At 72.6% G+C, this 12,502-nt stretch carries 10 protein-coding genes; 6 read left to right on the forward strand and 4 right to left on the reverse strand.

Annotation, left to right across the window (positions count from 1 at the left end; genetic code table 11):
- Window positions 1–46: 46 nt before the first annotated feature.
- The 5 genes from ABZ477_RS15240 to ABZ477_RS15260 are packed head-to-tail and all read left to right on the forward strand — an operon-like array spanning window position 47 to window position 7,832.
- Window positions 47–2,656 carry a family 78 glycoside hydrolase catalytic domain gene (locus ABZ477_RS15240; RefSeq protein WP_360134800.1) on the forward strand — a complete coding sequence of 870 codons (2,610 nt, stop codon included), beginning with the start codon at window positions 47–49 and terminating at the stop codon, window positions 2,654–2,656.
- Complete coding sequence (locus tag ABZ477_RS15245) at window positions 2,653–3,315, forward strand: aspartate/glutamate racemase family protein (protein ID WP_360134803.1); 663 nt, start codon at window positions 2,653–2,655, stop codon at window positions 3,313–3,315. Before ABZ477_RS15240 ends, ABZ477_RS15245 begins: the two co-directional genes overlap by 4 nt.
- On the forward strand, window positions 3,312–5,342 hold the full coding sequence (locus ABZ477_RS15250; protein ID WP_360134806.1) for a beta-L-arabinofuranosidase domain-containing protein: 2,031 nt from the start codon (window positions 3,312–3,314) through the stop codon (window positions 5,340–5,342). Before ABZ477_RS15245 ends, ABZ477_RS15250 begins: the two co-directional genes overlap by 4 nt.
- The gene (locus ABZ477_RS15255) at window positions 5,321–6,592 is read left to right on the forward strand and encodes a RuBisCO large subunit C-terminal-like domain-containing protein (protein ID WP_360134809.1); all 1,272 of its coding nucleotides are present in this window, start codon (window positions 5,321–5,323) and stop codon (window positions 6,590–6,592) included. The genes ABZ477_RS15250 and ABZ477_RS15255 overlap by 22 nt, the downstream gene beginning before the upstream one ends.
- Window positions 6,585–7,832 (forward strand): four-carbon acid sugar kinase family protein, encoded by a 1,248-nt coding sequence (locus tag ABZ477_RS15260; RefSeq protein WP_360134812.1) that lies wholly within the window; start codon window positions 6,585–6,587, stop codon window positions 7,830–7,832. Before ABZ477_RS15255 ends, ABZ477_RS15260 begins: the two co-directional genes overlap by 8 nt.
- A 162-nt stretch (window positions 7,833–7,994) precedes the next feature.
- Here ABZ477_RS15260 and ABZ477_RS15265 read toward each other — a convergent pair whose 3' ends face one another.
- Window positions 7,995–8,990: an SDR family oxidoreductase gene (locus ABZ477_RS15265; protein WP_360134815.1), complete on the reverse strand. Its 996-nt coding sequence runs from the start codon at window positions 8,988–8,990 to the stop codon at window positions 7,995–7,997.
- Between ABZ477_RS15265 and ABZ477_RS15270 the strand changes: the two genes are divergently transcribed.
- Entirely contained in the window at window positions 8,989–9,819 is an 831-nt protein-coding gene (locus ABZ477_RS15270) for an alpha/beta fold hydrolase (RefSeq protein WP_360134818.1), read from the forward strand. The genes ABZ477_RS15265 and ABZ477_RS15270 overlap by 2 nt on opposite strands.
- On the opposite strand, the gene ABZ477_RS15275 is transcribed toward ABZ477_RS15270, so the two are convergent.
- The 3 genes from ABZ477_RS15275 to paaD all read right to left on the reverse strand — a co-directional run bounded on the left by ABZ477_RS15275 (window position 9,806) and on the right by paaD (window position 12,379).
- The gene (locus ABZ477_RS15275) at window positions 9,806–10,576 is read right to left on the reverse strand and encodes an enoyl-CoA hydratase/isomerase family protein (protein ID WP_360134821.1); all 771 of its coding nucleotides are present in this window, start codon (window positions 10,574–10,576) and stop codon (window positions 9,806–9,808) included. The genes ABZ477_RS15270 and ABZ477_RS15275 overlap by 14 nt on opposite strands.
- Before the next feature lie 130 nt (window positions 10,577–10,706).
- Window positions 10,707–11,897 (reverse strand): 1,2-phenylacetyl-CoA epoxidase subunit PaaE, encoded by a 1,191-nt coding sequence (paaE, locus tag ABZ477_RS15280; RefSeq protein ID WP_360134824.1) that lies wholly within the window; start codon window positions 11,895–11,897, stop codon window positions 10,707–10,709.
- Complete coding sequence (paaD, locus tag ABZ477_RS15285) at window positions 11,897–12,379, reverse strand: 1,2-phenylacetyl-CoA epoxidase subunit PaaD (protein ID WP_360134827.1); 483 nt, start codon at window positions 12,377–12,379, stop codon at window positions 11,897–11,899. Before paaD ends, paaE begins: the two co-directional genes overlap by 1 nt.
- Window positions 12,380–12,502 lie beyond the last annotated feature (123 nt).

The raw sequence follows: 12,502 nt of genomic DNA on the forward strand, positions 1-12,502 counted from the left end.
ACTATAGTTCGTAATGAAACGTTTCGAAACGAGTCTGGAGTGTCCAATGACGGCCACCGTGTCCGCCCCCCGCATCGAGCATCACCGCGACGCGCGCGGCATCGGCGAGTCCCGCCCTCGGCTCTCGTGGAGCGTGACCTCGGCGCCCGCCGGCTGGCGTCAGCACGCGTATCGCGTCGAGGTGCGGCGGGGAGCGGCATCCGGCTCGTTCGACGTCGAGAGCCCCGAGCAGGTGCTCGTCGCGTGGCCCGCTGAGGCGCTCGCATCGCGCGAGATCGCCGAGGTGCGCGTCAGCGTGCGCGGCGACGCGGGCTGGTCGGAGCCCGGGCCGTGGACGACGGTCGAGGCCGGGCTGCTCGAGCCCTCGGACTGGACCGCGGGGCCGATCGGCGCGATCTGGAACGAGAACCCCCACTCCGACCACCGGCGGCCCTCGCTCGTCCGCCGCGAGTTCGCTGTGCGCACGGACCTCGTGCGGGCACGGCTGTACGCGACAGCGCACGGCGTGTACCAGGCCGAGATCAACGGCGCCCGCGTCGGCGACGACATCCTCTCCCCCGGCTGGACCGTCTACCGCGAGCGGCTCCGGTACTACACGTACGACGTGACCGACCTCGTCGAGCCGGGCAGCAACGCGATCGGCGCGTGGCTCGCCGACGGGTGGTACCGCGGCCGGCTCGGCTGGCGCGGCGGATTCCGCAACCTGTCCGGCGACGACCTGTCCTTCCTCGGACAGCTCGAGCTCACCTACGCCGACGGAACGCGCGAGGTCATCGCGACCGACACGACCTGGAAGGCCGCGCGCAGCCCCATCATCTCGTCGGGGATCTACGACGGCGAGGACTACGACGCCCGCGAAGAGCTTCACGGCTGGTCGCTCGCCGGGTTCGACGACGCCGGCTGGGACCGCGTGCAGCTGCGCCGCCGCGATCCCGCGACCCTCGTCGCGCCCACGGGTCCTCCCGTGCGCGTCACGGAGGAGGTCGCTCCCGTCGAGGTCCTGACGACCCCGTCCGGCCGCCGGATCCTCGACTTCGGCCAGAACCTCGTCGGGTTCGTCCGGCTGCGCGGGTCGGCGCCCGCCGGAACGACCGTGACGCTGCGCACGGCCGAAGTGCTCCAGGACGGCGAGCTCTACACGCGCCCGCTCCGCGAGGCGAAGTCGACCGACCGCTACACGTTCGCGGGCCGCCCCGAGGGCGAGGAGTGGGAGCCCCGCTTCACGTTCCACGGCTTCCGCTACGTCGAGGTCGACGGCTGGCCCGGTGACCTCGACGCCGCCGTGGCGGACGGCGCGCTCGTGGCGCGCGTCATCCACTCGGACCTCGCCCGCACCGGCTGGTTCGAGTCGTCGGACCCGCTCCTGAACCGGCTCCACGACAACGTCGTGTGGGGCATGCGCGGCAACTTCGTCGACGTTCCCACCGACTGCCCGCAGCGCGACGAGCGGCTGGGCTGGACCGGCGACATCCAGGTCTTCGCGCCGACGGCATCCTTCCTCTACGACTGCTCGGGGATGCTGTCGGGCTGGCTGCGCGACCTCGAGGCCGAGCAGCTCCCCGACGGCACGGTGCCGTGGTTCGTCCCGGTCATCCCCGCCGACACGATGTGGACCCCCCAGCGCCCCGGAGCCGCGTGGGGCGACGCCGCGACCGTAGTGCCGTGGACCCTCTACGAGCGGTTCGGCGATCTCGGCGTGCTGCGGGCGCAGTTCGAGAGCGCCCGCCGGTGGGTCGATCTGCAGGCCGAGATCGCGGGCCCGTCACGGCTGTGGGACACGGGCTTCCAGCTCGGCGACTGGCTCGACCCCGCGGCACCCCCGCACGATCCCGCGGACGCGAGCACGGATCGGCACCTCGTCGCGACGGCGTACTTCGCCCTCTCCGCGAGCCTCGTCGCCCGCATGGCCGAAGTACTCGGCGACGCGGCGAGCGCGCAGCGCTATGCGACCCTCGCGGCCGAGGTGCGCGACGCCTTCGTCGCGCGCTACGTCCGCGAGGACGGGCGCATGACGTCGGACGCGCAGACGGCGTACGCCGTCGCCCTGCGCTTCGAACTGCTTCCCGAGGACAGGCGGGATGCTGCCGCCGAACGTCTCGCGGAACTCGTCCGCGCCGCCGGCAACCGCATCGCGACGGGCTTCGTCGGCACGCCCGTCCTCGCCGACGCGCTGAGCGCCCACGGACGGCTCGACACGGCGTACGACCTGCTCCTCGAGGACGAGTGCCCCTCGTGGCTCTACCAGGTGCGGATGGGCGCCACGACGATCTGGGAGCGCTGGGACTCGATGCTCCCGGACGGGACGGTCAACCCCGGCTCGATGACGTCTTTCAACCACTACGCGCTCGGCGCGGTCGCCGACTGGCTGCACCGCGTCGTCGCGGGCCTCGCACCCGTCGAGCCCGGCTACCGGCGCATCCGGTTCGCGCCGCGCCCCGGCGGCGGTCTCACGTCCGCGAGCGCGCGGCACCTCACGCCGTACGGCGAGGCCTCGATCTCGTGGGAGCTCACCGACGAGGGCCTGCGCGTGCGCGTGGTGGTGCCCGTCGGAGCGGAGGCCGTGCTCGACCTGGAGGGCGCGGAGTCCGAGATCCTCGGTCACGGTGCGCACGAGCGCACCGTGACCGTCGCCGTCCCCGTCGGAGAGATCGCATGAGCGCCCGCATCGCATTCCTGCACACGGGCGCCGTCGTGATCGGCCCTGTCGCCGAGCAGGCACGGGCCGTCCTGCCGGACGCGACGTTCGTCAACTACCTCGACGACCGGATCGTCGCCGACCTCGGCGACCCCGGGCTCGCGGACTCGGTGCCGCGCCGCGTCGCCGACCTCGTCCACGCGGCGAAGTCGGCAGGGGCGGATGCCGTTATGCTGACGTGCTCGTCGATCTCGCAGCTCGCGGCTCCCGTCGCGGCCGAGGTGGGCATCCCGGTGCTGCGCATCGACGAGGCGATGGCGGATGCCGCGGTCGGCGCGGGCCAGCGGATCGCCGTCGTCGCGACCCTGCCGACGACGCTCAACCCGACCGTCGCGCTGCTGCGCGAGCGGGCCGGGCTCGCCGGACGTGACCCGCGGATCGTGTCGGAAGTCGTGGAGGGTGCGTTCGCCGCCGTGTCGTCGGGCGACCGCGCCTTGCACGACCTGCTCGTCGCCGCGGCCGTCGAGCGGCTCGCGGCGGACGCGGATGTCGTGGTGCTCGCGCAGGCGTCGATGGCGTCGGCGGCCGGTGCCGCGCGGGTCGACGTGCCGGTGCTGTCGAGCATCGGGCCCGGTGTGGAGCGGCTGGCGGCGTTCGTGGCCGAGGGGGTGCGGCGATGAGCGCGATCCTGCCCGGTGGCTCGACTTCGACCCCTCGACCAGCGCGGGGACCGTACGGGGCCGGGGCGCGGCTCACGCCGCTCGGGGCGGCGAACGTGCGGTGGGCGCGGGGGTTCTGGGGCGAAGTGCACGAGCGCACGCGCGCGACGACCGTGCCCGAGATGTGGCGCTCGCTGAGCGACCCTGCCGTGAGTCCGGGCCTGCGCAACTTCCGCGTCGCCGCGGGCCTCGAGGATGGTGGCCACGAGGGCCCGCCGTTCATGGACGGCGACTTCTACAAGTGGCTCGAGGCCGCGATCGCGCAGCTCGAGACCGACCCCGAACCGTGGCTCGCCGAGACCGTCGAGGAGGTCGCGCAGCTCATCGCATCGGTGCAGCGCGAGGACGGCTACCTGCACACGCCCACGATCATCTCGGCGCTCAACCATGCCGAGGCCGTCGAGCTCGCCGACCGCTTCAACTTCGAGACGTACAACCTGGGACACCTCATCACGGCGGGCGTGCGGCACCACGAGGTGACGGGGTCGACGACGCTGCTCGAGGTCGCCGAGGGAGCGGCATCCTTCCTGGAAGACCTCGCGACGAACAAGCCGCTCGAGCTCGCCCGCAGCGCCATCTGCCCGTCGCACTACATGGCGGTCGTCGAGCTGTACCGCGCCACCGGCGACGAGAGCTGGCTGCGCCTGGCCGAGGCGTTCGTGCGCGTGCGCGACGACTTCGAGGGCGGCGACGACAACCAGGACCGCGTCCCCGTGCGCGAGCAGACGGTCGCCGCGGGTCACGCGGTGCGCGCCAACTACCTGTACGCGGGCCTCGCCGACCTCGTCGCCGAGACGGGCGACGCGCAGCTGCAGTCGGTGCTCGAGAACCTCTGGACCGACGTCGTCGACACCAAGCTCTACGTCACGGGCGGCTGCGGCGCCCTCTACGACGGCGCATCGCCCGACGGCTCGCCGTGGCAGAGCGAGATCAGCCGCGTGCACCAGGCCTACGGCCGCGCGTATCAGCTGCCCCACACGACGGCGCACAGCGAGACGTGCGCCAACATCGGCATGATCCTGTGGAGCGAGCGGATGCTGTCGCTCACGGCCGACCCGCGCTACGCGGACGTCATCGAGCGGATCGCCGTCAACACGCTCCTCGCGGGCATCTCGCTCTCCGGCACCGACTACTTCTACACGAACGCCCTCCGCCAGGTGCGCGACCTGCCGTTCGAGCTGCGCCGCCCAGGCGACACGGGACTGCACCCCGTGCCGCCGCCGCCGGCCTCGGACGAGCGGCTGCGCGAGCCGTATCTCAGCTGCTTCTGCTGCCCGCCGAACCTCGCCCGCACGCTCGCGCGGTTCCACGAGCGCACAGCATCCGTCTCGCCCGACGGGCTGTTCATGCACCAGTACGGCGGCGGCGACGTGCGGTACGAGACGGCCGACGGCCGTGTGCTCGCCCTGCGCGAGGAGAGCGACTACCCGTGGGACGGGCGCATCGTGTTCACCGTCACGGAGGCGTCGGCTGGCGGGATGCCGCTGCACCTGCGCGTCCCCGGATGGGCGGCCGAGGCCGTGCTCGAGGTGAACGGGGATACCGTCGAGGCCCCCTCGCCGGGGACGTACGCGGCGCTCGACCGCGCGTGGGACGTCGGGGACGTCGTCGTGCTGACCCTCCCGATGCCCGTGAGAGTCCTGCGCGGGCACCGCCTCGCGGAGGAGCTCACGGGCCAGGTCGCCGTCCAGCGCGGACCGGTCGTGTACTGCCTCGAGAGCGCCGACCTGCCGGATGGCATCGTGCTCGAGCAGGTCGCGCTGCGCCGAGGAGCGGAGCTGCGGCCGCGCGACGGCGAGGTCGCGGGCCAGCGGATCGTGGAGCTCGCGGGCGAGTTCGCCGTGCTGCCGGCCGGCGACGCGGACGCGCTCTACGCCGACATTCCGGACGCCGCCCTGGGCACCGTCCCGGCGCGGCTCATCCCGTACTTCGCGTGGGGCAATCGCGGGCCGTCCGAGATGTCGGTGTGGCTCCCGCTGGTGTGGTGATGGGCGAGCACGTCCTGGCCACGTACGTCGTCGAGACGGCGATGCCGCTGGAGCGCGCAGCCGAGGTCCTCGCGGGCGAGCAGTCGACGGGCACGTTCGTCCGCGTCGAGCGCGAGACGGACGATCTCCGCGCGCGGTTCGCGGCGCAGGTCGAGTCCGTCGTCGAGCTCGAGAGGGGGGATGCCTCGGCCCTGCCGGGCACGGTGGGCGACGGCGAGCGCCGCCGCGCGCGGCTCACGCTGCGGTTCCCGCTCGACAACTTCGGGCCGTCGCTGCCGAACCTCCTGGCGGCCGTCGCGGGCAACCTGTTCGAGCTCAAGGAGTTCGCGGCGATAAAGCTCGTCGACCTCGACCTGCCCGCCGCCTTCGGGTCCCGCTACGCCGGTCCCCGATTCGGCGTCGCCGGAACGCGCGAGCTCATGGGCCGTCCGGACGGCGCGATGATCGGCACGATCGTGAAGCCCTCGATCGGGCTCTCGCCGGACGACCTCGCGTCCCTGGTCGCCGAGCTCGCAGATGCCGGCGTCGACTTCATCAAGGACGACGAGCTGCAGGGCAACGGGCCGAGCGCGCCGCTCGCCGAACGGGTCCGGGCCGTCATGCCGGTGCTCGAGCGCCACGCCGACCGCACGGGCCGCAAGCCCATGTACGCCTTCAACATCACGGACGACATCGACCGTCTCGAGGCCAACCACGACCTCGTCGTCGCCGCGGGCGGCACGTGCGTCATGGTCGTCATCCCGAATGTCGGCCTCGCGGGGCTCGAATTCCTCTCGCGGCGCACGCAGGTTCCGATCCACGGGCACCGCGCCGGGTTCGGCGCCATCAGCCGGTCGGAGCAGGTCGGCATCGGCTTCCGCGCGTGGCAGCAGCTCGCCCGCCTGAGCGGCGCGGACCACCTCCACACCAATGGCATCTCGAACAAGTTCTACGAGACGGATGCCGAGGTGCGGGGCTCCATCGCCGCCGTGCGGGCTCCCCTGCTCGGGCTGGCGCCGACCGTGCCCGTCCTGTCGTCGGGTCAGTGGGCGGGCCTCGCGCACGCGACCTACGCGGCCGTCGGGACGGCGGACCTCCTCGTGCTGGCGGGCGGCGGCATCCACGGGCACCCGGACGGCTCGGCCGCGGGGGTCGCGAGCATGCGTGCGGCGTGGGACTCGGCCCTCCGCGGCGAGACCGTGGCCGACGCGCTGGCGGCATCGGGCGAGCTCCGCCGGGCCGTCGAACGGTTCGGGCCCGTCCGTGCCTAGAGCCACCGTCGCGTACTACGGCGACGACTTCACGGGGAGCGTCGACGTCCTCCTCCAGTTCGCCCGCCACGGCTGGACGGGGCGCCTGTTCACGGCGCTGCCGACCCTGCCGGCCCTGCGGGCGGCCGCGGAGGACGCGGCCGTCGTCGGCGTCGCGGGCATCGCCCGGTCGCTCCCCGCGGACGAGCTCGCCGACGAGCTCGCGCCGGTCCTGGGAGCGTTCCGCCGACTCGGGGTGCCGTTCGTGCAGTACAAGGCCTGCTCCACGGCGGACTCCTCGCCCGCCATCGGCTCGATCGGCCGCGTCGTCGAGGTGGCGCGCGCGACCTTCGGCCCGCGCGCCGTGCCGATGCTCTTCGCTCAACCCGACTTCGGCCGGTACACGGTCTTCGGCCACCACTTCGCGCGCGAGGGCGACACCGTCCACCGCCTCGACCGGCAGCCGACGATGTCGCAGCATCCCTCGACGCCCATGCGCGAGTCCGACCTCGCCCGGCACTTCGCCGAGCAGACGTCGCTGCCGATCGGATCGCTGCCGTTCGTCGGGTACTCCGACGCCGGCGAGCTCGCGGAGCGCATCGCCGCGTCGGAGGATGCCGCCGTCGTGCTCGACGCCGCGACGGAGGAGCACATCGACCTTGTCGGCCGGGCTGTCGCGGCTCTCCCGGCGCCCGTGTTCGCGATCGGGTCCGGCGGGCTCAGCGCGGGACTCGCGCGGGCGTGGGGCGCGCCGCGCAGCGAGCTGCCTGCGTCGACGGGGTCGACGGGCCCCGTGCTCGCGGTGTCCGGCAGCCGCTCGCCGCAGACGCGCCGCCAGGCGGATGCCGCGGCCGCCGCGGGCTGGATGCTCGAGCCCCTCTCCTTCGATCCGGGTCAGCCCGAAGGCGTCGTCGCGGTGCTGGCCTCGGGCCGGAGCGTCGTGCTCACGTCGGACGACGCCGTCGTCGAGCCGGGCGACGATGCGCTGGAGCGGATCGCGGAGGCCGCGGCATCCGTCGTCGACCGGGCCGTGCGCGAGGGTGCGACCCGGCGGATCGTCGTGTGCGGCGGCGACACGTCGAGCCGCGTGACGCGCCTCCTCGGCATCGAGTCCCTGTCGATCGCCGCGAATCCGATGGGCAATGTCGTGCTGCTCCGCGCCCATTCGGGCGATCCGGCGATGGAGGGCCTGGAGCTGCTGCTCAAGGGCGGCCAGGTCGGGCCCGTCGAGCTGTTCGACCGCGTGCGCTGGGGCGGCTGACGCCGGCCTCCCTCGACCCGCGGGCGACCTCGAGGTGTGCGCCGCGTGCAGGCGTCTCGTCTCGCTTCGCTCGCTCAACGACCACCGGTCGTTCAGCGAGGGAGCGAAGCGACCGAGACGAAACGCCCGAGACTACGGGCGACCCCAAGGCGTGCGCCGGCGTCAGCCGGCGGAGCGGGCGTGGGCGATCATGCGGTCGAAGGCGGCGTCCTGGTCGGCGTCGAACTGCCGCAGCTCGAGCGTCGCGTCGTGATGGGCGACGGCCTCACGGGCGCCCTCGTCGTAGCGGATCGTCGTGCCGAACGCCGGGACGAGCGCCTTGATCTTGCTGTTGTCGAAGAGCGCCGTGTGCGCCTTGTCGCCCAGCAGCCCCGGCCCCGCCTCGGGCCGGAACGCCGCGATCGTCTCGGATGCGATGTGCACGAAATCCGGGTTCGAGACGCCCGCGGCGTCCGCGAGCCACTGGTAGATCTGGTTCCAGCTCGGCGCGTGGTCGCCCGTGATCGTGTACGCCTCGCCGATCGCGGCGGGATGCCCGAGCAGGCCCGTGAAGCCAACGGCGAAGTCGCGGGCGTGCGTCAGGGTCCACAGGGTCGTGCCGTCGCCATGGATCACGACGGGCTTGCCCGCGCGCATGCGCGCGATGTCGGTCCAGTGGCCCATGGTGGGCAGGAGTCCCCGGTCGTACGTGTGCGAGGGGCGCACGATCGTGACGGGGAAGCCCGAGTCGCGGTACGCGCCCATCAGGAGGTCCTCGCAAGCGATCTTGTCGCGCGAGTACTGCCAGAACGGGTTGCGCAGCGGCGTCGACTCCGTGACGGGCACCGAGCGCGGCGGCTTGTCGTAGGCCGATGCCGAGCTGATGAAGACGTACTGCCCCGTGCGCCCCTGGAAGAGGTCGAGGTCGGTCTGCACGTGCTGGGGCGTGAAGGCCAGGAACTCGGCGACGACGTCGTACTCGGCATCCCCGATCGCGGCGCGCAGCGCCTCCGGGTCGCGCGCGTCGGCGACGAGCTCGCGCACTCCATCGGGCAGGTCCCGGCGCCCGGATCCCCGGTTCAGGACCGTGACGTTGAACCCCTTGCGGGCGGCGTCGGCGACACAGGACGAGCTGATCGTGCCCGTGCCGCCGATGAACAGGACGCTCTTTGCAGTCATGGCAGTATTCTTCCGTCTCGTGGCGACCCTGGGCAGGATCCTCTCGTGGTGGGGGAATGACTACGTCTACGCCGCGCGCTGGCAGCTGCGCGGCACGCTGCGCCCCGGTCGACGCGAGGACTTCGCGTCCGGCGAGGATCGGCCGATCGTCATCATCCCGGGAGTGTGGGAGCCCTGGGGCTTCATGCGCCCCGTCATCGACGCCCTCAAGGATGCCGGGCATCCCGTCCACGTCGTCCCGGCGCTCGGTCGCAACAGCCGTCCGGTCGCCGATGCCGCGCGCGTCGTCGCGGGCTTCGTCGCCGACAACGACCTGACCGACGTCGTCCTCGTCGCGCACAGCAAGGGCGGCCTCGTCGGCAAGTACCTCATGAGCGAGCTCGACGATGAGCACCGCATCACGGGCATGGTCGCGATCTGCACGCCGTTCGCGGGGTCGGACTACGCCCGCTTCATGACGTCGCGCACGCTCCGGGCCTTCTCGCCGAACGACCCGACGACCCTCATGCTGCAGAAGAACCTCGAGGTCAACGCCCGCATAACGACGATCGCCGGGATCTTCGACCCGCACATCCCGCGCATCGTCGAGCTCGAGGGCGCCGCGAACGTCCGCGTCGAGGACGGCGGGCACTTCCGGCTGCTCGCGCATCCCGACGTCCTGCGGGCGGTCGTCGAGGTCGCCGGCCGGCCGGCCGCCGTACAGGAGCAGATCGTCGACGCGGTGGTCGCGGCCGCGACGGAGGGGCAGGAGACCCCGGATGCTGCGCTCCCGGGTGCCGAGGCATCCGATCCGCAGGCTCCCCCGGCGGACGCGCCTAGCGTCCCGTGAACTGCGGCGGCCGCTTCTCCTGGAACGCCGCGAAGCCCTCGCGATAGTCGTCGCTGTCGCACAGCGCGGCCTGCGCCGCGTTCTCGACGTCGATCGAGGCCCACAGCCCGAGGCGCTCGTCGCGGAGGCGCCGGACGAGGTCCTTGCTCGCGAGGAACGCACCCGTCGCACCCTGCGCCGCGCGCTCCGCCGCCGCGATCGTCGCCGCCGTGACGTCGTCGGCCGGGAGGACCTGCGAGAACAGGCCGGACTGCACGGCCTCGGTGCCCGACATGAGCCGGCCCGTGTAGATGAGGTCGAGGGTCTTGTGCGCGCCGAGGCGCTCGAAGAACAGTGCGTGGCCGCCTGAGTCGAGCGTCGCGCCGAGGGCCGCGAACGGCGAGCCGACCTTGGCAGTGTCGGCGACGTACACGACGTCGGTCGCGATGAGGAGGCCGAGGCCCACGCCGAGGCACGCACCGTGCGCCGCGGCGAACGTCGGCGCGGGGAAGGCCGCCATGCGCTGCAGGAGGGGCGTCACGAGGCCGCCGAGATATCCCAGGACGTCGTCGTCCCGCGGGTCGACGCCCGAGATGTCCCGCCCCGCGCAGAACGCGCGCCCCTCGCCCCGCAGGACGAGCGCGCGGACGCCGGCGCCTTGCGCCTCGGCGTACGCGGCATCCACATCCCGGATCGCCTGCTCGTCCAGCGCATTGAGCTTCGCGGGGTTGTCCAGAACGACGTGGGCGACGTCGCCGGTGATGCTGAGCTCGATCATGGGGCCTCCTTGCCTCTCGTCATCCTGTCGCGCGCCTCCCGACTGGCGGAGGACATTCGAGGGAGGGACGACGATTCCCGCGGATTCGTCCCCCTCGAATGCCCTCCCCTCGTGCCGATGTGCGGAGGCATCACACGTCGTAGTCGACGACGACGCGGTCGGTCTTGGGGTGGGACTGGCACGTCAGGACGTACCCGCGCTCGAGCTCGTCGGGCTCGAGGGCGTAGTTCTCGGTCATGGCGACCGAGCCCTCCACGAGCCGGGCGCGGCACGTGCCGCACACGCCGCCCGCGCACGCGAAGGGCACGTCGGGCCGGACTCGCAGGGCGGCGTTGAGGATCGACTCGTGCGCGTCGACGGGGCTCTCGACCGTCGCGGACGACCCGTCGAGCGTGAACTCGAGCCGCCAGACGTCCGCTCCCTCTCGCACGACGACCGGGCGGCCGGACGACCCGGACGCGGCGGCGGGCTCGCCCGTCGTGAACAGCTCGTACCGGATGTGCGCGGAGTCCACGCCGACGTCCTCGAGCGTGTCGCGGCACAGCTGCACGAGGTCGAACGGCCCGCACAGGAACCACTCGTCGACCGTCTCGGGGAACACGAGCGCGTCGAAGATGCGGCGCAGCCGCTCCTCGTCGATGCGCCCCGACAGGAGCGGCGCCGTGCGCTGCTCGCGCGACAGGACGTGGTGCAGCGCGAGGCGCGTCGGGTAGCGGTCCTTGAGCTCGGACAGCTCCTCGACGAACATGACGTCGGTCGATGACCGGTTCGTGTACACGAGCGTGAAGCGCGACGTCTCGGAGCGCGCCAGGACCGTCGCCGCGAGCGCCATGAGCGGCGTGATCCCCGAGCCCGCCGCGATGCCTGCGACGTGCCGTCCGTCGAGGTCGGCGAGCGCCGACGTGAAGCTCCCCTGCGGACTCATGACATCGAGCTCGTCGCCTGGCTTCAGCTCGGTCTGCGCCCACGTCGAGAACCGCCCGCCGAGGTCGCGCTTGATCGCGACGCTGATCGTCTGCGGTCCGTCCCCGCCGCCTCCGGCATCGATCGCCCGGCACAGCGAGTACGACCGACGCACCTCCTGGCCGTCGAGGATCGTCCGCAGCGCGACGTGCTGACCCGCGAGGTAGTCGTAGTCGCCCCGCAGCTCCTCCGGGATCGCGAAGGTCACCTCGACGGCGGCATCCGTCAGCGGTCGCACGTCCGCAACGCGCAGCGTGTGGAAGCGACCGCGCCGCCTGCTCCCGCGCGGCCCTCCGACGGCGCTCGAGAGGAAGCTCTCGGCGATCCGTTCCGCCTCGATCGACGACTCCGGCCGCATCAGTGCGCCTTGAAGTGGTCGAACGGCTCGAGGCACGCGCGGCACTCGTAGAGCGCCTTGCACGAGGTCGAGCCGAACCGGGCGATCTCGCGCGTGTCGAGCGACCCGCAGCGGGGGCACCGGATGCTGAGCCGCACCGGGATCGGACCCCGCACCGCCGCGCGACCCGTCGGCGGGGCGATCCCGAAGTCCTCGAGCTTGCGCCTGCCGGCCTCGGTCATCCAGTCGGTCGTCCATGCGGGGCTCAGCGTCGTGCGCACGTCGACCTCGGCGAAGCCCGCGGCGGACAGCGCCAGGATGAGGTCGTCGCGGATCGCGTCGACGGCGGGGCATCCGGAGTACGTCGGCGTGATCACGACCGTCACGCGGTCGCCACAGACCGCGACGTCGCGGAGGATTCCGAGGTCGGCGATCGTCAGGACGGGGACCTCCGGGTCGCACACGGATGCCGCGACCTCGCGTGCGAGGTCGATCCCGGTCACGGCCTCTCCCGACTTCGGGTCCCCGGTCGCCGGGACCCCAGTCGTTGAGCGCGGAGCGAAGCGACGAGACGAAACGTCCGAGCTCGGCGCAGCCGTGTCGTCCGCGCTCAGGCGTTTCGTCTC

Origin of the sequence: Microbacterium sp. NPDC019599, assembly GCF_040632175.1 — a bacterium.
Lineage (GTDB): Bacteria > Actinomycetota > Actinomycetes > Actinomycetales > Microbacteriaceae > Microbacterium.

Excerpts from the sequence above, each read along its gene's own strand:
- ABZ477_RS15240 (WP_360134800.1), top strand. The coding sequence starts at position 47 with ATGACGGCCACCGTGTCCGCCCCCCGCATCGAGCATCACCGCGACGCG.
- ABZ477_RS15245 (WP_360134803.1), top strand. The coding sequence starts at position 2,653 with ATGAGCGCCCGCATCGCATTCCTGCACACGGGCGCCGTCGTGATCGGC.
- ABZ477_RS15250 (WP_360134806.1), top strand. The coding sequence starts at position 3,312 with ATGAGCGCGATCCTGCCCGGTGGCTCGACTTCGACCCCTCGACCAGCG.
- ABZ477_RS15270 (WP_360134818.1), top strand. The coding sequence starts at position 8,989 with ATGGCAGTATTCTTCCGTCTCGTGGCGACCCTGGGCAGGATCCTCTCG.
- ABZ477_RS15265 (WP_360134815.1), bottom strand. The coding sequence starts at position 8,990 with ATGACTGCAAAGAGCGTCCTGTTCATCGGCGGCACGGGCACGATCAGC.
- ABZ477_RS15275 (WP_360134821.1), bottom strand. The coding sequence starts at position 10,576 with ATGATCGAGCTCAGCATCACCGGCGACGTCGCCCACGTCGTTCTGGAC.
- paaE (WP_360134824.1), bottom strand. The coding sequence starts at position 11,897 with ATGCGGCCGGAGTCGTCGATCGAGGCGGAACGGATCGCCGAGAGCTTC.